This window comes from Streptomyces sp. Z423-1 (assembly GCF_013009255.1).
GTDB classification, from domain to species: Bacteria; Actinomycetota; Actinomycetes; order Streptomycetales; family Streptomycetaceae; genus Streptomyces; species Streptomyces gossypiisoli.
In genome coordinates this window covers 7,361,018-7,382,700 of the sequence record NZ_CP053109.1, presented here as the reverse complement: position 1 = coordinate 7,382,700, position 21,683 = coordinate 7,361,018, and the positions used below count along the sequence as shown (strand labels likewise).

Here is a 21,683-nt window from a genome sequence, read left to right as displayed (position 1 = left end):
TGGGTTACGAGGGATCTGAGGTTTCAGAGGATCTGGGGATCTGAGGGTCGGGGATCTGGCGATGTGAGGGTCTGGGGAAGTGGGGATCAGGGATCAGGGGATCAGGCGAGGGCGACCAGATCCGCGTAGTCCGCGCCCCACAGGTCCTCGACGCCGTCCGGCAGCAGGATGATCCGCTCCGGCTGGAGTGCCTCGACCGCGCCCTCGTCGTGGGTGACCAGGACGACCGCGCCCTTGTAGGTGCGCAGCGCGCCGAGGATCTCCTCGCGGCTGGCCGGGTCGAGGTTGTTGGTCGGCTCGTCGAGGAGCAGCACGTTCGCCGACGACACGACCAGGGTGGCGAGGGCGAGGCGGGTCTTCTCACCGCCGGAGAGGACACCGGCCGGCTTGTCGACGTCGTCGCCGGAGAACAGGAACGAGCCGAGCACCTTGCGGACCTCGACCAGGTCCATGTCGGGCGCGGCGGAGCGCATGTTCTCCAGGACCGTGCGGTCCGGGTCGAGGGTCTCGTGCTCCTGCGCGTAGTAGCCCAGCTTCAGGCCGTGGCCGGGGGTGACCTGCCCGGTGTCGGGCTTCTCGACGCCTGCGAGGAGGCGCAGCAGCGTGGTCTTGCCGGCGCCGTTGAGGCCCAGGATCACCACGCGGGAACCCTTGTCGATCGCCAGGTCGACGTCGGTGAAGATCTCCAGCGAGCCGTACGACTTGGACAGCCCCTCGGCGGTCAGCGGGGTCTTGCCGCAGGGCGCGGGCTCGGGGAAGCGCAGCTTGGCGACCTTGTCGGACTGGCGGACATCTTCGAGGCCGGACAGCAGCTTCTCCGCGCGGCGGGCCATGTTCTGCGCGGCGACCGTCTTGGTGGCCTTGGCGCGCATCTTGTCGGCCTGCGCGTTCAGCGCGGCGGCCTTCTTCTCGGCGTTGGCGCGCTCGCGCTTGCGGCGCTTCTCGTCGGCCTCGCGCTGCTGCTGGTAGAGCTTCCAGCCCATGTTGTAGATGTCGATCTGGGCGCGGTTGGCGTCCAGGTAGAACACCTTGTTGACGACCGTCTCGACCAGGTCGACGTCGTGGGAGATCACGATGAAGCCGCCGCGGTAGGTCTTGAGGTAGTCCCGCAGCCAGATGATCGAGTCGGCGTCGAGGTGGTTCGTGGGCTCGTCGAGCAGCAGCGTGTCCGCGTCCGAGAACAGGATCCGGGCCAGCTCGATACGGCGGCGCTGACCGCCGGAGAGCGTGTGCAGGGGCTGGCCGAGCACCCGGTCGGGCAGGTTGAGCGCGGCGGCGATGGTGGCGGCCTCGGCCTCGGCGGAGTACCCGCCCTTGGTGAGGAACTCCGTCTCCTGGCGCTCGTACTGCTTCAGCGCCTTCTCGCGGGTGGCACCCTTGCCGGTCGCGATGCGCTGCTCGTTCTCGCGCATCTTGCGGATCAGTACGTCGAGGCCGCGCGCGGAGAGGACGCGGTCGCGGGCGAGTATGTCGAGGTCGCCGGTGCGGGGGTCCTGCGGGAGGTAGCCGACCTCGCCGGAGCGGGTGACGGCGCCCGCGGCGGGGATGCCCTCGCCGGCCAGGACCTTGGTGAGGGTGGTCTTGCCGGCGCCGTTGCGGCCGACCAGGCCGATGCGGTCGCCCTTGGCGACACGGAAGGTGGCGGACTCGATGAGGACGCGCGCACCGGCGCGCAGCTCGATACCGGAGGCGGAGATCACGGACAGACTCCAGGGCGGGTTGGTGGCGGGACAGGCGGCTGCGGACGTTCCCGCCGTCTAATGCGCGAGGAGAATGGCCATGGGGCCAGTCTAACGGGGTGGTGCAACCAGTTTTTGCGGGTTCGTGTGTTCGGGGGGTGGAGTGGGTGTTCGGGGCGGGGTGGGTGCGGCGGGGTTGGGGGCGGGGCTTTGGGGCGTGAGGGTGGGTGCGTGGGCGGGCGGGGGCAGCGGGGGCAGCGCGGGGGCGGGGCTTCGGGTTGTGGGGCGGGTGAGCGGGCGGGGGGTACGGGTCTTGCGGGCCGCAGGCACGAAAGCACGAGCGGGCGTGGACGAAGCTTCGGCCGCGAGGACGGGCGCACGGGCCGCGGCCACGGGTCTCACGGGCCGCGAGCACGAAAGCACGAGCGGGCGTGGACGAAGCTTCGGCCGCGAGGACGGGCGCACGGCCGCGGCTACGGGTCTTACGGGCCGCGGGCACGGGAGCACGGGTGGCGGGTGCGTGTCTTCTGGCGCGGGGACGGATGCGCGGGTGGCGGGTGCGTGTCTTCGGGCGCGGACGCGGTGTTCGGTTCAGCGAACCGGGATCTCGTTGCCGAGTGGGGTGCGGTGGGGGGTGATCCGGCCCAGGTCGTCGATGGGGACGAGTTGGGTGGTCCAGGCGGCGCGGCGGCAGGGCTGGGCGACGAGCAGGGCTCGGCCCCGGTGCAGCGCGCGTTCCGGCCGGAACACGCATCCCTTGCGGGCGGGCAGCACCCAGCGCAGGTCGCCGTCGGAGGTGCGGTACGCCGCGATGCGGCGCGGGGTGACGACGGCGAGGATGCCGCGGCCCAGGAGGCGCAGGACGCCGGTGCCGCCATGCGCCGGAAGCCAGTCGGCGACTGCGGGGAGGGCGCGGTGCCAGCGGACGGAGGTGCCGTCGGTGTCGGTGTCGGTGACGAGTCCGTCGTCCCAGAGCGTGATCGCCTCCCCGCGCGCGGGGAGCACGGTCAGGGGGCGGCGGCCCTCGCGGGTGTAGCGCCAGCGGACTCCTCCCGTGGCTCGGTCGTACGCCTCGACGGCCGCCCTCTGGATGCGCAGGTGCGGGGTGAGGTGCTGCACGCGCGCGTGCACGGTGAGGCGGTCTCCGTAAGGAGCCGGGCGGGCCTGGTGGGCGGCGGCGAGGAGAGCGGCCGTGAGGAGGAGGGCGGAAATGGCTGTGAGGAGGCGGCGGGGTGTGCGGGGCGCGGGCCCGGGGACGGCGGGCTTCCTGTCCGGGGAGAGGGGATCGGTCAGCATCACCTCGGCCGGCAGAACGACCACTGGGCTCCCCTCGACAACCGTTCGACAACCGTGCTCGCGGATAGGCGCAGAGCCTAGTCAGGGGTGCGGAGTGCCGTCGGGAGGTGGCGGTCCCGCGGTGGGTGCGTCGCCCGTCCTGCAGTGGGTGCGTCGCCCGTTCGGACGCTCGTCCGGCGCCGGGCGTCCGAGGCCCGGTGAGGATGGCGTCAGGGGGACAGTGCGGCCGAGGACGATACCTCCATGCAGTTCGACGACGACGCCCGGCTGGACACGTCCGAGGTGCGGGACGTACGCGGCAGCCGGATCCCCGGCGGAGGAGCGACCGTCGGCGGCGGCCTCGCCGGTCTGCCGGCGCTGCTCCTCGGGCTGGGGCTTCTGTGCAGGTCAGGTGGCGTTGTCAGTGGCGGGTGCCAGGATGAATGACGCGGGCGGATCCGGCAGACGGATCCGCTTGCGAATCCAGCAGTCCACCTGTGAATCCACCAGTGCACCTGTGAATCCACTCAATCCACCAGCCACATCCGACTGATTTTCCGGCCCTGACGCACAAAGGAGCGATCGGCATGGCAGGCACGAGCGGTCGCGGTCCGAGTATCTACCCGACGCTGATGTACGCGGACGCGAAGGCGGCGATCAAGCAGCTCACGGAGGCCCTGGGCTTCACGGAGCTGGCCGTGTACGAGGGCGAGGGCGGCATGGTGACGCACGCCGAGCTGGTGCAGGGCAACGGCGCGGTGATGATCGGCTCGAAGGGCCGCGGCGGGCTCTACGACACGGTGATGAAGGACGCGGGGCCGGTCGGGGTGTACGTCGTCGTCGACGACGTCGACGCACACCACCAGCGGGCCGTGGACCACGGCGTGGAGATCCTGATGCCCCCGACGGACCAGGACTACGGCTCGCGGGACTACATGGCCCGCGACGCCGAGGGCAATGTCTGGAGCTTCGGCACGTACGCGCCCCGGATAACCGACTGACCCGCGCCCCGCACCGGCGACCGACCGGCCTCAGCTGCCGCCGGTGTGCACCTGGAAGGCCGCGCGGCGCACGGCCTTGGCCAGCGCGGGGTCGGGGTGCGCCGCGGCCAACGCGACCAGGACCTGCACGGTGCGCGGGTGACCGACGGCACGCACCTCGTCGAGCAGGGCGGGCACGGTCGGCTGCACGGCGGACTCCAGATGCCGTACCAGGAGCGGTGCCTCGCCGTGGTCGGCGACGGCGGCGGCCGTGTCGACCCACAGCCAGGTGGCCTCCTCCCGGGTGAGCACCTCGTGGGCGTCCTCGGGATCGGCACCGTCGTGCTCCGCGAGCCACAGCAGGGCGTAGGGCCGCAGGGTCGACTCGTCGAGCACGGCGCGTACGTCGGGCTCGGCGGGGGCGCCGACGACGCGCAGCGCCTCGAAGGCCAGGCCGCGCAGCAGGGCGTCCTCGCCGCGGGCGGCGTCGAGGAGTTCGGTGACGGCGCTGCCGACGGGACGCGCCGCGAGCCAGGCGCGGTACTCGGCGCGGGCGGCATTGGGCCGTAGCTGGGCGCAGCCGCGCAGCATGTCCTCGGCGGCGGCCTCGATGTTCCCGGCGGGGCTCTGCGCGGCGACGCAGATCTGCTCCAGCTTGACCCAGACCGCCCAGCTGCCCAGCGGGGTGAGGGTGGCCTGTCCGGCGCCGTAGGTGAGGGCGCCGACCGAGGCGAGGGCGTGCAGGGCCCAGTCCAGGAGCGGGGCCAGTTCGGCGTCCTTGGGCCCGGCTTCGGCGGGCTCGGCGCCCTCGGGCCCGGCATCGGCGGACACGGCGTCGGCAGGGGACGCGGTGCCCGGGGCCGGGGGGCTCGCGGGTTCGCGCTGGGGGCCGTAGGGGATTTCGCAGCGTTCGGTGCGCAGTTCCCCGACGCGCTGTTGGAGGAGGTCGAGGAGTTGCTCGACGGGGACCGGGCCGGCCGAGAGCTGGAGGAAGGAGAGCACCTGAGGCATCGCCGAGACGACCTCGGCGACGGCGGCGGGCTCGTGGCCGGCGGGTTCCGGGTGGGCGAGCGACCAGGCGTCGAAGAGGGCGACCCAACCGCGCAGGACGGCGGTGTCGTCGCGGTCCCAGGCGCGCAGCCGCCAGCCGGGGCGGGCGCTGTCGCCGTGCACCTCGACGAGCCCGGCGAGGCGGGCGGTGTCCCACTCGGCGCGGACCTGAGCCGATGTCAGGCCCAGTTCGCGGCCCGCCCATTCGGCGGTTGCGTCGGCGAGGGTGGCCTTGCCGTCGGAGGTCGCGTTGCCCTTGCCCGGGCGCAGGGCGGCGTCGGCCCAGCGGGCGACGCGGGCCGCGCCGGCCAGCCTGGAGCGCGCCATTCCGGCCAGCTCCGCGGGGGCCGGTGTGCCCTCCGGGGGCCGGGGGGCGGGGCGACGCGAGCGCCGCTGGTTCATCGCTCGGGGGGCGGCGGCCAGGGGTCGCGGGCGGACGAGTCGGAGCCTGGAGTCGCGCGGGATACGGGACGTCACGGGTGCAGTCTTCCGGTTGACGGTCCGAAAACCCAAACGGAATGTCACGCGGGGCGACGGGAGTGGCCAATGGACGGGCTCTGTGAGGAGGTGCCGGCCGAAATCCGGACAGTGGTACGGCGTTAAACGGAACCGTGGGGCGGGGCTGGTGGGTGTGTGCGTGGGGAGGAGGGCGAGGGTGTCGCGAGGGCGGTGGCCCCAGGTTCGTCACCGGGGCGCGAGAGGGTGGCCGGGGCCCTGTCGCGGCGGCACGGCAAGACGGTGACCGGGACACCGCCGCAGCCGCACGGCAACACGGTGACCGGGACCCCGCCGCAGCCGCACGGCAACACGGTGACCGGGACACCGCCACAGCCGCACGGCAACACGGTGACCGGGACACCGCCGCAGCCGCACGGCAACACGGTGACCGGGACACCGCCGCAGCCGCACGGCAAGACAGCAGCCGGAACCCCGCCACAGAGCCGCACGACAAGACGGCAGCCGAGACCCCGCCGCGGCAGCACGGCAAGACAGTGGCCGGGTCCCCGTCGTGGTGGTACGGCGAGAGGGCCGTCGCAGCGTCCGGTCCCGCGGCGGCGGGCGGGCCTGGGTGTCCGTCGCGGCTCAGCCAGCCCTCACATCAGAGGCGTCAGGAAGCGGCGCAGGGCTTCCTCGTAGCCGGGCGGGTCGGCGTTCCACATGGCGTTGTGCGGGGCCTGCTGGACGGTGTGAAGGGCGACCAGGTCGGGGCGGTGGTCGGCGAGGCGGCGGGAGAAGGCCCAGGGGGCCACCGTGTCGTCGGGTCCGTGGAAGATCAGCGTCGGGACCGTCAGCCGCTCGGGATGGGCGGCCTCGTCGATGCGGTCGCCGTACAGGCCGGTGCGGCCCTGGGCGGCGCGGACGGCCAGCGGCAGCAGCGGGCCCGGGGTGCGCCGGGCGGCGGCGAGGGCGCGCAGGGTCGCCTCCCAGTTGAGGACCGGGGAGTCGAGGACGAGCCCGCGGATGCGGTCCCGTGCCGAGGAGTGCGCGGCGGCGCGCAGGGCCATGGTGGCGCCGGTGGACCAGCCGTAGAGGACGACGCGTTGGGCGCCGTGGCTCGTGGCGTGGCGGATCGCGGCGTCCAGGTCGCGCCACTCGGTCTCGCCGAGGTGGTTCAGCCCGTCGGCAGGGCGGGGGGCGCCGGGGTCGCCGCGGTAGGAGAGGTCGAGTACCGGGAAGCGCAGGCCGTGCAGGAATTCCATGAGGTTCATGGGGTGCTCCAGGGTGGTGCCCAGGCCGTGCACGGTGATGACCCAGGTGTTCCGGGCGCCGGGCACGAACCAGGCGGGCAGGGGCCCGAGTTCGCCGGGTATGTCGACGTCGGTGTGGTCCAGGCCGAGCGCGGTGCCGGGGTCGCCGATGTGCAGGCCCGGGGTGAGCCAGACCTTGTCGCCGGGCTCCAGGGTGCCGTGGGTGACGCGTTCCAGACGGCGTACCACGGAGTCGGCGGCGTGCGGGGCCGACTCCAGGACGGGGCCGACGACCGCGTGGGAGCCGTTGCCGGCGAGGCCGTAACTGCCGGGGCGCAGGGAGGCGAGGGCGCGGGTGAGGGTGACGCGGCCCGCGGCCGTGCCGTGCACGGTGAGCCGCGGCTCCGTGGGCAGGGGCCGACCGGGTGGCGCCTTCAGCGCGGCACCACTGGCGAACCGGCCGGCGGCCACGGCTGCGGCGCCGGCCACCGTCATGGCGGTGACGGCAGCGGCCGTCGCTTTGACAGTGCGCACGGATCCAGTGTCCTGTCCGACCCGCCCGGCGGCCAGCGGGAGGGCGGACGGGGTATCAATGCCTCACCCCCGCCGCCCGTACCCGGAAGCCGCTCCGCACCTACCCCCGCTGCCCATACCCCCGAAGCCGCTCCCCCGCCTCTCTCAACTGTTCCTCCGACAGCAGGGACGGCGACAGGCCCGGCACGGAGGACGCCGTCAGCCACAACTGGCACATCCACTCCAGTTGGGCCGTGCGGTCGTAGGCCTGGGTCAGGGTCGTGCCGTAGGTGATGGTGCCGTGGTTCTGGAGGAGGCAGCCGGAGCGGTCGGCCAGGGCGCGGAGCATGTTCTCGGCCAACTCGTCGGTGCCGTACGTCGCATAGGGGGCGACCCGGACGGGCCCGCCGAGCGCGCCGGCCATGTAGTGGATCACCGGGAGTTCCGGGACGAGCGTGGAGACGGCGGTGGCGTGCACGGCGTGGGTGTGGACGACGGCGCGGGCGTCGGTGGTGCGGTAGACGGCGAGGTGCATGGGCAGTTCGCTGGTCGGTACGAGTGTGCCGCGCACCTGCCGCCCGTCGAGGTCGACGCCGGTCATGTCGTCCGGCGTGAGCCGGTCGTAGGGGACGCCCGACGGGGTGACCAGGATCGTGTCCCCGACCCGGACGGAGACATTGCCGGACGTTCCGACGACCAGTCCGTCGGACACGGTCCGGCGGGCCGTGGCCACCAGGTCCTCCCATGCCCGGGCCTCCTCGCTGGGCGCACCGCTCCCCCGGGACTCCGGCGCATCCCGAGCGCCTGTGGAGACGCCCCGCGCATCCCGCTGATCCCGCTGATCCCACCGCTGTTCAGCCATGCCGCGATCCTGCCAGGCGGTCCCCCGGCACGTCCTGGCGCGTCCCGGCGCGGACGCACTGTAGGGGGGAGGCGGCACCTCCGGCAGGGCGCAGATCATCCTTCGTCCCCTTCTGCTCCCGCTTGGCCGGAGATCGATGAGCTTTCAACGATCTTCCACTACGCTCTCGGTGGATTTGCCATGCACGTCGCCATTCCGGGGGGAACATGGCTCGTGACCGCGAACCGTCCCGCCGTCGCGGCCGCACCCTCGCGGCCTCGGTGACGGCGCTCGCGATAGGAGGGACCGCGCTGGCCGAGGTTCCGGCCCGCGCGGCGAGCAAACCGAAGGGACACGATGTCTCCTCGCACCAGAAGAACGTCGACTGGCAGCGGGCGAGGGCGAAGGGCGCGCGGTTCGTCTACGTGAAGGCGACCGAGTCCACCACGTACCGCAACCCACCACCACCCACTGGTGGGACACCTGCACCGGCGGTAGCCGCGCCTTCGGGCGCGACCACGCCCTGTGGATCGCCCGGTACGACTCGGCGACGGCGGGCACACTGCCCGCGGGGTGGTCGTTGTGGACCTTCTGGCAGTACGACAACAGCGGCAGCCTGCCGGGTGACCAGAATCTCTTCAACGGGTCGATGACCCAGCTGTAGCGGTTCGCGAAGGGCGCCTAGCCGTGCGGGGCGGGGGCCCGGCGGTGGGGCACAGGGGCCGTCGATTCCGGGGGGTACGGCGGCCCTCGCCTAAGGACACTCGGAAGCCCCCCTCAGTTCACCTTTCGTTCACCTAGGTTACCTACGGTCGTCCAGCCAATGACCTCGAACGATTGCCTGGGTAAATGGAAGGCATCTCGCTGATCCTCGCGATTGTGGTGGTAACCGCACTCGCGTTCGATTTTACGAACGGTTTCCACGACACCGCGAACGCGATGGCCACCACCATCTCGACAGGTGCCCTCCGACCCAAGGTCGCGGTGGCCATGTCCGCCGTCCTCAACCTGGTCGGCGCCTTCCTGTCCGTGGAGGTCGCGAACACGATTTCCAAGGGCCTGGTGGACGAGAGCGGCATCCGTCCCGAGGTCATCTTCGCCGCCCTGGTCGGCGCGATCCTGTGGAACCTGCTGACCTGGCTGGTCGGCCTGCCGTCCTCCTCCTCGCACGCCCTGATGGGCGGCCTGATCGGCGCCACCGTCGCCTCGGCCGGTGTCGGCGCGGTGCACGGCGACGTGCTCGTCACCAAGGTGCTGATCCCGGCGATCGCGGCCCCGCTGGTCGCGGGCGTCGCGGCGATGCTCGGTGCCCGGCTGACGTACCGGCTGGGCAAGAAGGCCGAAGACACCCAGGCCGCCGCCAAGGGCTACCGCGCCGGCCAGATCGCCTCCGCGGGCCTGGTCTCCCTGGCCCACGGCACCAACGACGCGCAGAAGACCATGGGCATCATCACCCTCGCCCTGGTCGCCGGCGGCACCCTCGCCCCCGACTCCGACCCGCCCATGTGGGTCATCCTCTCCGCGGGCCTGGCCATCGCGCTCGGCACCTACCTCGGCGGCTGGCGCATCATCCGCACCATGGGCAAGGGCCTGACCGACCTGCAGCCGCAGCAGGGGTTCGCCGCGCAGACCAGCGCCGCGACCGTCATCCTGGCCTCCTCCCACCTCGGCTTCTCCCTCTCCACCACGCACTCGGTCTCCGGCGCGGTGATGGGCGCGGGCCTGGGCCGCAAGGGCGGCGTGGTCCGCTGGTCCACCGCCACCCGGATGTTCGTCGCCTGGGGTCTGACGCTCCCGGCCGCCGCGCTGGTCGGCGCGATCGCCGAGTGGGTGACCGGCTTCGGCTCCTGGGGCACCGCCGTCGTGGCCGTCTTCCTGGTCGGCTCCAGCGCCGCGATCTGGAAGATCTCCCGCCGCGAGGTCGTGAACCACACGAACGTCAACGACACGGACGAGGAACCGGCCGGCGTGGTGACGGCGGCGATGGCCGCGGTCACGCCGCCTCCGACCGGCGCGCCGGTGGACGACCTCGCCACCACGATCCCCGCACAGAAGACGGCCGCGGAGCCGACGCCCTCTCAGGCCACCGTCTGAGCACCCGGTTACTGAAGGAAAGCAGCAGCAGATGAAGATCGACTGGGCGGCCCTCGGCTCCGTCTTCGGCGTCAGCCTCGTGGTCACGGTGGCCCTGGTGGGCCTGTTCACCCTCGGCATCACCGGCCTGTCGCGGCGCGAACGCGCGGCGCGGCAGGGCGAGTCGGCGGCGCTGGCGGTGACCGGCGCGTACGCCGCGTTCGCGGCCTGCGTGGCGGCTGTGGGATACGGGATCTATCTGATCGTGGCCTGACGGCCGTCGGCGATCCGCGCCCTGCACGGTGCCCCCAACAGGGGGCACGGGCAGGGCGCTTCGGCGTGCGCCGACGAAGGAGTAGCGCACGTACGCGAGTACCAGTGCCGCATGTGTCGTGTGGGCCTCAGCACACTTGCCCCGCCGCAGGTCAACGGCAAGTTGACGGCTGTTCCGGCCCCGTGGTGGACTGCCGGAGCCATGTACGGCGGCAGGAGAGGAAGCCGGTGCGAATCCGGCGCGGTCCCGCCACTGTGACCGGGGAAGGAACTCCCCGGGAGCCAGGAACTCTCACCGCCGGTCTCGTCGAACCAGGGCGTGGACACCCTGAGTGAGGACATAACGCGATGCTCGGCTGCCCAGTGAGGTCCAGAACCAGGTCTCTGCCCGACCGCACGGCCGGCTGAGCCCCATGCGTGCCGATCGCGTTTTCGCGTACGGCGCCGCCGCCGGCCTCCTCGGCGACCTGATCCTCGGCGATCCGCGCCGTGGGCACCCGGTCGCCGCGTTCGGGCGGGCCGCCGCCGCCGTGGAACGGGTGTTGTGGCGCGACCACCGCGCGTGGGGTGCGGCGCACACCGCCGTGTGCGCCGGTGGCGCCGTCGCGCTCGGTGTCCTCGCCCGCAGGGTCGTACGGTCCTCCCCCGCCGCCTCCGTCGCCCTCACCGGACTCGCCACCTGGGCCGTCGTCGGGGGGACTTCGCTGGCCCGGGAGGCGCGGGCCGTCGGGCGTGCCCTGGAGGCGGGGGACGTCGAGGGGGCGCGGGCTCGGCTGCCGCATCTGTGCGGGCGGGATCCGCAGGCCCTGGACGCCGACGGGATCGCCCGGGCCGTGGTCGAGTCGGTGGCCGAGAACACCTCCGACGCGGTGGTGGGAGCGCTGGTGTGGGGGGCCGTCGGCGGGGTGCCCGGGCTGGTCGGCTTCCGGGCCGTCAACACGCTGGACGCCATGATCGGGCACAAGTCGCCCAGGTACCGGCGGTACGGGTGGGCCTCCGCCCGGCTCGACGACCTCGCCGGGTGGCCGGGGGCCCGGCTGACCGCCGTGCTGGCCGCCCTCGCCGGACCGGATCCGCGCGCGGCCGTACGGGCCTGGCGCGAGGACGCGGACAAGCATCCCAGCCCCAACGCCGGGCCCGTGGAGGCGTCGTTCGCGGGGGCGCTGGGGGTACGGCTGGGCGGGACCCTCTCGTACGGAGGGCGGATCGAGCACCGGCCTGTGCTCAACGGCCGAGGACGCGCGGTCGGGGTCGGCGACATCGAGCGGGCGGTACGGCTCTCCCGGCGCGTCGGCTGGCTCGCGCTCGGCGTGTGCGCGGGCGCGGGCGCGCGGATGCTGAAGAAGGGGCGTACGTCATGAGCGGGGGACTGCTGGTCGCCGGTACCACCTCCGACGCCGGTAAGAGCGTCGTCACCGCCGGGATCTGCCGCTGGCTGGTGCGGCAGGGCGTCAAGGTCGCGCCCTTCAAGGCGCAGAACATGTCGCTCAATTCGTTCGTCACCCGCGAGGGTGCCGAGATCGGACGGGCGCAGGCCATGCAGGCACAGGCGTGCCGCGTGGAGCCGACCGCGCTGATGAATCCCGTGCTGCTCAAGCCGGGTGGCGAGCAGAGCAGCCAGGTGGTGCTGCTGGGCAAGCCCGTCGGGGAGATGAGTGCGCGCGGGTATCACGGGGGGCGGCAGCAGCGGCTCCTCGGAACCGTGCTCGACTGTCTTGCCGAACTGCGGGGCACGTATGACGCGGTGATCTGTGAGGGGGCCGGCAGCCCGGCCGAGATCAATCTGCGCCGGACCGACATCGTGAACATGGGGATCGCCCGGGGCGCCCGGCTCCCCGTGCTCGTCGTCGGCGACATCGACCGCGGCGGGGTCTTCGCGTCCTTCTACGGGACCGTGGCGCTGCTGTCGCCCGAAGACCAGGAGTTCGTCGCCGGGTTCCTCGTCAACAAGTTCCGAGGGGATGTCTCCCTGCTGGAGCCGGGGCTGGACATGCTCCATTCGCTCACCGGGCGGCGGACATACGGGGTGCTGCCGTACCGGCACGGGCTCGGGATCGACGAGGAGGACGGGCTCCGGGTCTCCCTGCGCGGGACCGTGCGGGAGTCCGTCGTCGCGCCGCCCGTCGGCGAGGACGTGCTGCGCGTCGCCGTGTGTGCCGTACCGCTGATGTCCAACTTCACGGACGTGGACGCCCTCGCCGCCGAACCCGGTGTCGTGGTGCGGTTCGTGGACCGGCCGGAGGAGCTGGCCGACGCGGATCTCGTGGTGATACCGGGGACGCGCGGGACCGTACGGGCGCTGGAGTGGCTGCGCGAGCGGGGCCTCGCGGCGGCCATCGCCCGCAGGGCCGCCGAGCGCAGGCCCGTGCTCGGGATCTGCGGCGGCTTCCAGATCCTCGGCGAGCACATCGAGGACGACGTGGAGAGCCGGCGCGGGCAGGTCGACGGCCTCGGGGTCCTGCCCGTCCGGGTGCGGTTCGCCCGGGAGAAGACCCTCACCCGACCCGTCGGCGAGGCTCTCGGCGAGCCCGTCGAGGGGTACGAGATCCATCACGGCGTCGCCGACGTCACGGGCGGCGAAGCCTTCCTCGACGGCTGCCGGGTCGGGCAGACCTGGGGCACGCACTGGCACGGCTCGCTGGAGTCGGACGGTTTCCGGCGGGCCTTCCTGCGCGAGGTGGCGGCCGCCGCGGGCCGCCGCTTCGTGCCGGCGCCCGGCACCTCCTTCGCCGCGCTCCGCGAGGAGCAGCTCGACCGGCTCGGCGACCTGATCGAACAGCACGCGGACACGGACGCGCTGTGGCGGCTCATCGAGTCCGGCGCGCCGCAAGGACTGCCCTTCATTCCACCGGGAGCGCCCGCATGAGCACTGTGTTGTTGTTGTCGACCGCCGACACCGATCTGCTGGCGGCCCGTGCCTCCGGCGCCCCCTACCGGATCGGCAACCCGACCCGCGTCGACGTCGGCAGCGAGCTGCCCGCGCTGATCGAGGGCGCGGACCTCGCCGTCGTACGACTGCTGGGCGGCAAGCGGGCCTGGGAGGACGGGCTGGCGAGGCTCAAGTCCTCGGGGATTCCGACCGTGTTGCTCGGCGGCGAGGCCGTGCCGGACGCCGAGCTGATGGCGGAGTCGTCCGTGCCCGCCGGTGTCGTGGCGGAGGCGCTGCGCTATCTCGTCGAGGGCGGGCCCGCCAACCTCACCGAGCTGGCGCGGTTCCTGTCGGACACCGTGCTGCTGACGGGTGAGGGGTTCGTCGAGCCGCAGAAGATGCCGGAGTACGGGGTCCATGGCTCCCGTCCGCTCGAAGAGGGCCGTCCGACCGTCGGCGTGCTCTTCTACCGGGCCCATGAGCTCAGCGGCAACACCGCCTTCGTCGACACCCTGTGCGACGCCATCGAGGCACGGGGCGCCAACGCCCTGCCCGTGTACTGCGGTTCGCTGCGGGGCGCGGACGCCGGGCTGTACGACATCCTCGCGCGGGCCGACGCCCTGGTCGCCACCGTCCTCGCAGCGGGCGGCACGCACGCCTCGCAGGCCTCGGCGGGCGGAGATGAAGAGGCCTGGGACATCGGGCAGCTCGCCGAGCTCGACGTCCCGGTGCTGCAAGGCCTGTGCCTCACCTCCTCGCGGGCCGCCTGGGACGAGTCGGACGCCGCCCTCTCCCCCATGGACGCGGCGATGCAGGTCGCGATCCCGGAGTTCGACGGGCGGCTGATCACCGTGCCGTTCTCGTTCAAGGAGCAGGGACCGGACGACGTACCGGTGTACGTCGCCGACCCCGAGCGGGCGGCGCGGGTGGCCGGGATCGCCGTACGGCATGCGCAGCTGAAGCACAAGCCGAACGCGGACAAGAAGCTCGCGCTGGTCTTCACCGCGTACCCGACCAAGCACTCGCGCGTCGGCAACGCGGTCGGCCTCGACACGCCCGCGTCGGCGGTACGAGTCCTGGACGCACTCAAGCAGGCCGGGTACGGCCTGACCGGATACCCGGACAACGGCGACGAGTTGATCCACCGGCTCATCGCGGCGGGCGGGCACGATGTCGAATGGCTGACCGAGGAGCAGCTGGCCGCCGCCCCGGCGCGTGTGCCGCTCGCGGACTACCGGGCGTGGTTCGACACGCTCGACCCGGAGCTGCGCGAGGCGATGGTGGAGGCGTGGGGCGAGCCGCCGGGGTCGCTGTACGTCGACGGCGACGACATCGTCCTCGCCTCCCTCCAGTTCGGGAACGTCGTCGTCATGATCCAGCCGCCGCGCGGCTTCGGCGAGAACCCGATCGCGATCTACCACGACCCGGACATGCCGCCGTCCCACCACTACCTGGCGGCATACCGCTGGCTCGAAAGCTCCTTCGGCGCCGACGCCATCGTGCACATGGGCAAGCACGGCACGATGGAGTGGCTGCCGGGCAAGGGGCTGGGGCTGTCGGGCGGATGCGCCCCGGACGCGGTCCTCGGGGACCTGCCCCTGATCTACCCGTTCATCGTCAACGACCCCGGTGAGGGCACCCAGGCCAAGCGGCGCGGGCACGCCACCGTGGTCGACCACCTGGTCCCGCCGATGGCCAGGGCGGACACGTACGGCGATCTGGCCAAGCTGGAGCAGCTGCTCGACGAGTACGCGCTCGTGTCCGACCTGGACCCGGCGAAGGCCCCCGCGGTCCGCGCGCAGATCTGGACCCTCGTCAAGGCCGCCGAGCTGCACCACGACCTGCATGTGGACGAGCAGCCGGACGACGACGAGTTCGACGAGTTCGTGATGCACATCGACGGCTATCTGTGCGAGATCAAGGATGTGCAGATCCGGGACGGTCTGCACATCCTGGGCGGCGGGCCGGTGGGTGAGCCGCGCGTGAACCTCGTCCTCGCCGTGCTGCGGGCCTCGCAGGTGTGGGGCGGGCAGGCGAACGCGCTGCCGGGGCTGCGGGCCTCGCTGGCCGCGCACTTCGGGTTCGGCGAGAAGGAGTTGCTCGCCGAGCCGGGCGCGGCCGTGAAGGTGCCGGTCGAGCTGACGGAACTCGTCGAGGGTCCGTCGCGTACGGCCGCCGACGCGATCGATCTGCTGGAGCAGCTGTGCCGGCGGATCGCGGAGGGCATGGAGGCACGCGGCTGGGCGGCGTCCGAGAGCACTGCCCTCGTACGGGAGGTGCTCGGCACCGACCTGCCGGACGCCGTCGCCGTCCTCACCTTCGCCTGCACCGAGGTCGTCCCGCGCCTCGCCCGCACCAGCGACGAGATCGGCCACATCCTCAAGGCCCTGGACGGCGGTTACGTCCCGGCGGGCCCGTCGGGTTCGCCGACCCGTGGCCTGGTCAACGTCCTGCCGACCGGCCGGAACTTCTACTCCGTCGACCCCAAGGCGATTCCCTCCCGGCTGAGTTGGGAGGTCGGGCAGTCGCTGGCGGACTCGCTGGTGCAGCGGTACCTCGCCGACAACGGGGAGTACCCGAAGTCCGTGGGCCTCACGGTCTGGGGTACGTCGGCCATGCGCACCCAGGGCGACGACATCGCCGAGATCCTCGCGCTGCTGGGCTGCCGCCCGGTGTGGGACGACGCCTCGCGCCGGGTGACCGGCTTCGAGGTGATCCCCCTGGCCGAGCTGGGCCGACCGCGCGTCGACGTCACGGTCCGGATCTCGGGCTTCTTCCGGGACGCGTTCCCGCATGTCGTCGGGCTGATCGACGACGCGGTGCGGGCGGTGGCCGAGCTGGACGAACCGGCCGAGTCCAATTACGTACGGGCGCACGTCGAGGCCGACACCGCCGAGCACGGTGACCGGCGGCGGGCGACGGCTCGTATCTTCGGGTCGAAGCCCGGGGCCTACGGTGCCGGGTTGCTGCCGCTGATCGACGCCCGGAACTGGCGTTCCGACGCCGACCTCGCCGAGGTGTACGCCGTCTGGGGCGGCTACGCGTACGGGCGCGGGCTCGACGGGCGGGCGGCGCGCGGGGACATGGAGACGGCGTTCAAGCGGATCGCGGTGGCGGCGAAGAACGTGGACACGCGCGAGCACGACCTCGTCGACGCCGACGACTACTTCCAGTACCACGGCGGCATGGTCGCCATGGTCCGGCACCTCACGGGCGCCTCCCCCGAGGCGTACGTCGGTGACTCGGCCACCCCCGACCAGGTCAAGACCCGCACCCTCGGCGAGGAGACCCACCGGGTCTTCCGCGCCCGCGTGGTCAACCCGCGCTGGATGGCGGCCATGCGACGGCACGGCTACAAGGGCGCCTTCGAGATGGCGGCGACCGTCGACTACCTCTTCGGCTACGACGCCACCGCCGGGGTCGTCGACGACTGGATGTACGAGAAGCTCAGCGCCGAGTACGTCTTCGACCCGGAGAACCGGGACTTCATGAAGAAGTCCAACCCATGGGCGCTGCGCGGTATCACCGAGCGGCTGCTGGAGGCCGCCGACCGGGGGCTGTGGGCGGAGCCGGACGCGGAGACGCTTCAGCGGCTCCGCGCCACGTACCTGGAGCTGGAAGGCGACTTGGAGGGCGACGACAAGTGACCACCCCGTTTCCGTTCACGGCCGTCGTCGGCCAGGACGATCTGCGGCTCGCGCTGCTGCTGAACGCCGTGTCGCCGGCGGTCGGCGGTGTGCTGGTGCGTGGTGAGAAGGGCACCGCGAAGAGCACTGCCGTGCGGGCGCTTTCGGCGCTGCTGCCCGAGGTCGCCGTCGTCCCCGGATGCCGGTTCTCCTGCGACCCCGCCGCTCCCGACCCCGCGTGCCCCGACGGGCCGCACGAAGCGGGTGCGGGGGCCGAGCGGCCCGCCCGCATGGTCGAGCTGCCCGTCGGTGCCTCCGAGGACCGGCTCGTGGGTGCGCTCGACATCGAGCGGGCGCTCGCCGAGGGCGTGAAGGCCTTCGAGCCCGGGCTGCTGGCCGACGCGCACCGCGGAATCCTGTACGTGGACGAGGTCAACCTCCTCCACGACCACCTGGTCGACCTGCTGCTGGACGCGGCCGCGATGGGTGCCTCGTACGTCGAACGGGAGGGCGTCTCCGTACGGCATGCCGCCCGTTTCCTGCTCGTCGGGACCATGAACCCGGAGGAGGGCGAGCTGCGGCCGCAGCTGCTCGACCGGTTCGGGTTGACCGTCGAGGTCGCGGCCTCGCGGGAGCCCGACCAGCGGGTGGAGGTCGTGCGCAGGCGACTCGCGTACGACGACGATCCGGCCGGGTTCGCGGCCCGCTGGGCGGACGAGGAGGCCGCCGTACGGGCGCGGATCGTGGCGGCGCGGGAGCTGTTGCCGTCCGTGCGGCTGGGCGACGGGGCGCTGCGGCAGATCGCGGCGACCTGTGCGGCCTTCGAGGTGGACGGCATGCGCGCCGACATCGTGATGGCGCGGACCGCCACCGCGCTGGCCGCGTGGGCGGGGCGGACCGATGTGCTGGCGGAGGATGTACGGCAGGCCGCGCTGCTGGCGCTGCCGCACCGGCGCCGGCGCAACCCCTTCGACGCGCCGGGGCTCGACGAGGACAAGCTGGACGAGACGCTGGAGGAGTTCGGGGGTGACGAGGATCCGGATCCCGGCGGCCCGGACGGGCCCGGTGGTGGGGGTGGCGGTGAGCCGGCTCCCGGCGACGGGCCGCAGGGCGGGGACGCGGCTGCGCGGCCCGAGTCCGGTGAGGGCGATCAGCTGCCCGGTGGAGGCGGCGAGCAGTCCGCCGTAGGGGCTGCGGAGCCGTTTCGGACCAAGGCGCTGAGCGTGCCGGGGATCGGTGAGGGTGCCGCCGGGCGGCGTTCGCGGGCGCGGACCGAGCACGGGCGGACGACGGGCGCCCGGCGGCCGCGGGGCGCCCTGACCAAGTTGCATCTGGCGGCGACCGTGCAGGCCGCGGCGCCGCATCAGCGGGCGCGGGGGCGTTCCGGGCCGGGGCTGGTCGTCCGCAGGGACGATCTGCGGCAGGCGAATCGGGAAGGGCGCGAGGGGAATCTCGTGCTGTTCGTGGTCGACGCCTCCGGGTCCATGGCGGCTCGGCAGCGGATGAGTGCCGTGAAGGGGGCCGTGCTGTCGCTTCTGCTGGACGCGTATCAGCGGCGGGACAAGGTGGGGCTGGTGACCTTCCGGGGTGCCGGTGCCGACGTCGCGCTGCCGCCGACCTCGTCCGTGGACGCGGCGGCGGCTCGGCTTCAGTCGTTGCCGACGGGGGGTCGTACGCCGCTCGCGGCGGGTCTGCTGCGGGCGCACGACGTGCTGCGTGTGGAGCGGTTGCGGGATCCGGCGCGGCGGGCGCTGGTCGTGGTGGTGACCGACGGGCGGGCCACCGGTGGGCCGGAGCCGGTCGCGCTGGCCGGGCGGGCGGCTCGGTTGTTCGCCGCCGAGGGGGTCGCCTCGGTGGTCGTGGACTGTGAGTCGGGGCCCGTGCGGCTGGGGCTCGCGGGGCAGCTCGCGGGTGAGCTGGGCGGTACGGCGGTGACGTTGGACGAGTTGCGGGCCGACTCGATCGCCGGGCTGGTGAAGGACGTGCAGAGGAGGGCCGCGTAATGCCGCAGGGACAGCCGAGTGTCGTACCGGACGACGGACTGACCACCCGTCAGCGGCGGAACCGGCCGCTCGTCGTGGTGCACACCGGGATCGGCAAGGGCAAGTCGACGGCCGCCTTCGGGCTGGCGCTGCGGGCCTGGAACCAGGGGTGGCCCATCGGGGTGTTCCAGTTCGTCAAGTCGGCGAAGTGGAAGGTCGGCGAGGAGCGGGCGCTGCGGGTGCTCGGGGACTCCGGTGAGGGCGGGACCGTCGCCTGGCACAAGATGGGCGAGGGATGGTCCTGGGTGCAGCGGGACTCCCAGATGGACAACGAGGAGAAGGCCCGGGAGGGCTGGGAGCAGGTCAAGCGGGATCTGGCCGCCGAGACGTATCAGCTGTACGTGCTGGACGAGTTCGCCTATCCGATGCACTGGGGGTGGGTGGACGTCGACGAGGTCGTGTCCGTGCTGCGGGACCGGCCCGGGACACAGCACGTGGTGATCACGGGGCGGAACGCGCCCGAGAAGCTCGTCGACTTCGCCGATCTCGTCACCGACATGTCCAAGGTGAAGCATCCGATGGACGTCGGGCAGAAGGGGCAGAGGGGCATCGAGTGGTGACGTCCTCCGTCCCTCGGCTGGTCATCGCCGCGCCCTCTTCGGGGAGCGGCAAGACCACCGTTGCCACGGGGTTGATGGCCGCGTTCGCCGCGCGGGGGCTCGCCGTGTCCGCGCACAAGGTCGGGCCGGACTACATCGACCCCGGATATCACGCGCTCGCGACCGGGCGGGTGGGGCGGAACCTCGACGCGTACCTGTGCGGGCCGGAGCTGGTCGCGCCGCTGTTCGCGCACGGGGCGCGCGGGTGCGATGTCGCTGTCGTCGAGGGTGTGATGGGGCTGTACGACGGGGCCGCGGGGGAGGGTGAACTGGCGTCCACCGCCCATGTGGCGAAGCTGCTGCGGGCGCCGGTGGTGCTGGTCGTCGACGCGTCGTCGCAGTCGCGGTCGGTGGCGGCGCTGGTGCACGGGTTTGTGTCGTGGGATCCGGAGGTGTGGGTCGGGGGCGTGGTCCTGAACAAGGTCGCGTCGGATCGGCACGAGGAGCTGTTGCGGGGGGCGTTGGAGTCGGTCGGGGTGCCGGTGCTGGGGGTGCTGCGGCGGGTGGCTCAGGTGGAGACGCCGTCGCGGCATCTGGGGCTGGTGCCTGTTGCCGAGCGGGGGGCTGCCGCCGTGGAGGCGGTGGCGGCGATGGCTGCGCAGGTGGAGGCGGGGTGCGATCTGGAGGGGTTGCTCGGGCTGGCGCGTAGTGCCGGTGCGTTGTCGTGTGCTGCGTGGGATCCGGTTGATGCCTTGGTTTCCTCGCCCCCGCCGCCCCTACCCGTTCCCATCACCAGGGGCTCCGCCCCTTCGGCCCCGCCAGGGGGCTCCGCCCCCTGGACCCCCGGTCGGCCTGGACGGCCTGGTCCTCAAACTCCCCCAGAGGGGGGACCCCCAGACGGGCTGACAGTCGCCGTCGCCGGTGGGGTCGCGTTCACCTTCTCCTACGCCGAGCATGCCGAACTGCTTGCCGCTGCCGGGGCCGAGGTCGTCGTGTTCGATCCGCTGCGGGACGAAGAACTGCCCGAGGGCACGGGCGGATTGGTCATCGGGGGCGGGTTCCCCGAGGTGTATGCCGGGGAGTTGTCGGCCAACGAGCCGCTGCGCAAGGCCGTTGCCGCGCTCGCGGAGCGGGGTGCGCCCGTGGCGGCGGAGTGTGCCGGTCTGCTCTATCTGTGCCGGGAGCTGGACGGGCGGCCGATGTGCGGGGTGCTGGACGCGTCCGCGCGGATGTCGGAGCGGCTGACTCTCGGCTACCGGGACGCCGTCTCCGTGAGCGACAGTGTGCTCGCGGGGGCGGGGACGCGGATGCGGGGGCATGAATTTCATCGGACCGTCGTCGAGCCGGGGGCCGGGGCGGCACCCGCCTGGGGCATGCGGGCCCCGGTCCGGCGGGTCGAAGGTTTCGTACAGCAGGGCGTGCACGCGAGTTATCTGCACACGCACTGGGCGGCCGAGCCCGGTGTCGCCCGTCGGTTCGTGGAGAGGTGCCGGACGTCATGAGCAGCAGGCTGATCGGAGTGGGGGTCGGGCCGGGCGATCCGGAGCTGGTGACCGTGAAGGGCGTCAACGCCCTGCGCGCCGCCGATGTCGTGGTCGTACCCGTCATGGACACCGGGGAGATGGGGCGCGCCGAGGCGACCGTGCTGCACTACGTCCCCGAGGAGAAGGTCGTCCGGGTGGTGTTCGCGCTGAACGAGCGGACCGACCGGGCGCGGCGTGAGGCGGCGTGGGACGCGGCGGGTGAGCGCGTCGCCGGGCTGCTGCGGCAGCACGGCTCCGTCGCCTTCGCGACCATCGGGGACCCGAACGTGTACTCCACGTTCACCTACCTCGCCCAGACCATCACCGAGTTGGTCCCGGGCACCGTCGTCGGGACCGTGCCCGGCATCACCGCCATGCAGGACCTCGCCGCGCGGTCGGGTGCCGTGCTGACGGAGGGGACCGAGCCGCTCACGCTGGTGCCGGTGACCGCCGGGACCGCCGTGCTGAAGGACGCGCTGAACGGGCCCGGAACCGTCGTCGCCTACAAGTTCGGGCGGCAGGCCGGTGAGGTCGCCGAGGCGCTGCGCGAGAGCGGGCGGCTCGAAAAGGCCGTGTGGGGGTCGGCCCTTGGACTGCCGGAGGAGTCCATCCGGCCCGCCGGTGAACTCGACGGGGCGCCACTGCCGTACCTCTCCACGCTCATCGCCCCCGCGCGGCGCGACGGCGGGCGGGGCGGGAAGCTGTGACGCCC

At 72.8% G+C, this 21,683-nt stretch carries 16 protein-coding genes, 1 pseudogene and 1 riboswitch; of the genes and pseudogenes, 12 read left to right on the top strand and 5 right to left on the bottom strand.

Annotated elements, in window-relative coordinates; translation table 11 throughout:
- Nucleotides 1-101: 101 nt before the first annotated feature.
- A complete protein-coding gene (gene abc-f, locus HJD23_RS33225; RefSeq protein ID WP_171110146.1) occupies nucleotides 102-1,700 on the bottom strand; it encodes a ribosomal protection-like ABC-F family protein in 1,599 nt (532 codons plus the stop codon).
- Nucleotides 1,701-2,270: 570 nt separating this feature from the next.
- Nucleotides 2,271-2,999 carry a PQQ-like beta-propeller repeat protein gene (locus tag HJD23_RS33220; protein WP_240980871.1) on the bottom strand — a complete coding sequence of 243 codons (729 nt, stop codon included), beginning with the start codon at nucleotides 2,997-2,999 and terminating at the stop codon, nucleotides 2,271-2,273.
- Between the two features lie 219 nt (nucleotides 3,000-3,218).
- Here HJD23_RS33220 and HJD23_RS33215 point away from each other — a divergent pair, with 219 nt between their 5' ends.
- Together HJD23_RS33215 and HJD23_RS33210 are read left to right on the top strand one after the other, a co-directional pair.
- Nucleotides 3,219-3,401, top strand: coding sequence for a hypothetical protein (locus HJD23_RS33215; RefSeq protein ID WP_171107096.1), 183 nt, complete (start codon nucleotides 3,219-3,221; stop codon nucleotides 3,399-3,401).
- Between the two features lie 140 nt (nucleotides 3,402-3,541).
- Nucleotides 3,542-3,955 (top strand): VOC family protein, encoded by a 414-nt coding sequence (locus HJD23_RS33210; RefSeq protein WP_171110147.1) that lies wholly within the window; start codon nucleotides 3,542-3,544, stop codon nucleotides 3,953-3,955.
- 30 nt (nucleotides 3,956-3,985) lie between these two features.
- On the opposite strand, the gene HJD23_RS33205 is transcribed toward HJD23_RS33210, so the two are convergent.
- The 3 genes from HJD23_RS33205 to HJD23_RS33195 all read right to left on the bottom strand — a co-directional run bounded on the left by HJD23_RS33205 (nucleotide 3,986) and on the right by HJD23_RS33195 (nucleotide 8,047).
- Nucleotides 3,986-5,386 carry a hypothetical protein gene (locus tag HJD23_RS33205; RefSeq protein ID WP_206326180.1) on the bottom strand — a complete coding sequence of 467 codons (1,401 nt, stop codon included), beginning with the start codon at nucleotides 5,384-5,386 and terminating at the stop codon, nucleotides 3,986-3,988.
- Between the two features lie 692 nt (nucleotides 5,387-6,078).
- Nucleotides 6,079-7,206 (bottom strand): alpha/beta fold hydrolase, encoded by a 1,128-nt coding sequence (locus HJD23_RS33200; protein WP_171110149.1) that lies wholly within the window; start codon nucleotides 7,204-7,206, stop codon nucleotides 6,079-6,081.
- 100 nt (nucleotides 7,207-7,306) lie between these two features.
- Complete coding sequence (locus HJD23_RS33195; RefSeq protein ID WP_171110150.1) at nucleotides 7,307-8,047, bottom strand: class II aldolase/adducin family protein; 741 nt, start codon at nucleotides 8,045-8,047, stop codon at nucleotides 7,307-7,309.
- A 206-nt stretch (nucleotides 8,048-8,253) separates the two neighbouring features.
- Between HJD23_RS33195 and HJD23_RS33190 the strand changes: the two are divergent.
- From HJD23_RS33190 to cobI, 10 genes and pseudogenes are all read left to right on the top strand, one after another.
- Nucleotides 8,254-8,690: pseudogene (locus tag HJD23_RS33190) on the top strand (GH25 family lysozyme).
- A 185-nt stretch (nucleotides 8,691-8,875) separates the two neighbouring features.
- Nucleotides 8,876-10,120, top strand: a complete 1,245-nt coding sequence (locus tag HJD23_RS33185; RefSeq protein WP_171110151.1) for an inorganic phosphate transporter — start codon at nucleotides 8,876-8,878, stop codon at nucleotides 10,118-10,120.
- Nucleotides 10,121-10,151: 31 nt separating this feature from the next.
- Nucleotides 10,152-10,373, top strand: coding sequence for a hypothetical protein (locus tag HJD23_RS33180; protein WP_171110152.1), 222 nt, complete (start codon nucleotides 10,152-10,154; stop codon nucleotides 10,371-10,373).
- A 168-nt stretch (nucleotides 10,374-10,541) separates the two neighbouring features.
- A riboswitch (cobalamin riboswitch) is annotated at nucleotides 10,542-10,685 on the top strand.
- Nucleotides 10,686-10,785: 100 nt separating this feature from the next.
- Entirely contained in the window at nucleotides 10,786-11,733 is a 948-nt protein-coding gene (locus tag HJD23_RS33175) for a cobalamin biosynthesis protein (protein ID WP_171110153.1), read from the top strand.
- The gene (locus HJD23_RS33170; protein WP_171110154.1) at nucleotides 11,730-13,238 is read left to right on the top strand and encodes a cobyric acid synthase; all 1,509 of its coding nucleotides are present in this window, start codon (nucleotides 11,730-11,732) and stop codon (nucleotides 13,236-13,238) included. The genes HJD23_RS33175 and HJD23_RS33170 overlap by 4 nt, the downstream gene beginning before the upstream one ends.
- The gene (gene cobN / locus HJD23_RS33165; protein ID WP_171110155.1) at nucleotides 13,235-16,888 is read left to right on the top strand and encodes a cobaltochelatase subunit CobN; all 3,654 of its coding nucleotides are present in this window, start codon (nucleotides 13,235-13,237) and stop codon (nucleotides 16,886-16,888) included. Before HJD23_RS33170 ends, cobN begins: the two co-directional genes overlap by 4 nt.
- Nucleotides 16,885-18,870, top strand: coding sequence for a putative cobaltochelatase (locus tag HJD23_RS33160; protein ID WP_171110156.1), 1,986 nt, complete (start codon nucleotides 16,885-16,887; stop codon nucleotides 18,868-18,870). The genes cobN and HJD23_RS33160 overlap by 4 nt, the downstream gene beginning before the upstream one ends.
- Nucleotides 18,870-19,469 carry a cob(I)yrinic acid a,c-diamide adenosyltransferase gene (gene cobO / locus HJD23_RS33155; protein WP_171110157.1) on the top strand — a complete coding sequence of 200 codons (600 nt, stop codon included), beginning with the start codon at nucleotides 18,870-18,872 and terminating at the stop codon, nucleotides 19,467-19,469. Before HJD23_RS33160 ends, cobO begins: the two co-directional genes overlap by 1 nt.
- Nucleotides 19,463-20,950 (top strand): cobyrinate a,c-diamide synthase, encoded by a 1,488-nt coding sequence (locus tag HJD23_RS33150; protein WP_171110158.1) that lies wholly within the window; start codon nucleotides 19,463-19,465, stop codon nucleotides 20,948-20,950. Before cobO ends, HJD23_RS33150 begins: the two co-directional genes overlap by 7 nt.
- Entirely contained in the window at nucleotides 20,947-21,678 is a 732-nt protein-coding gene (gene cobI, locus HJD23_RS33145; RefSeq protein ID WP_171110159.1) for a precorrin-2 C(20)-methyltransferase, read from the top strand. Before HJD23_RS33150 ends, cobI begins: the two co-directional genes overlap by 4 nt.
- Nucleotides 21,679-21,683 lie beyond the last annotated feature (5 nt).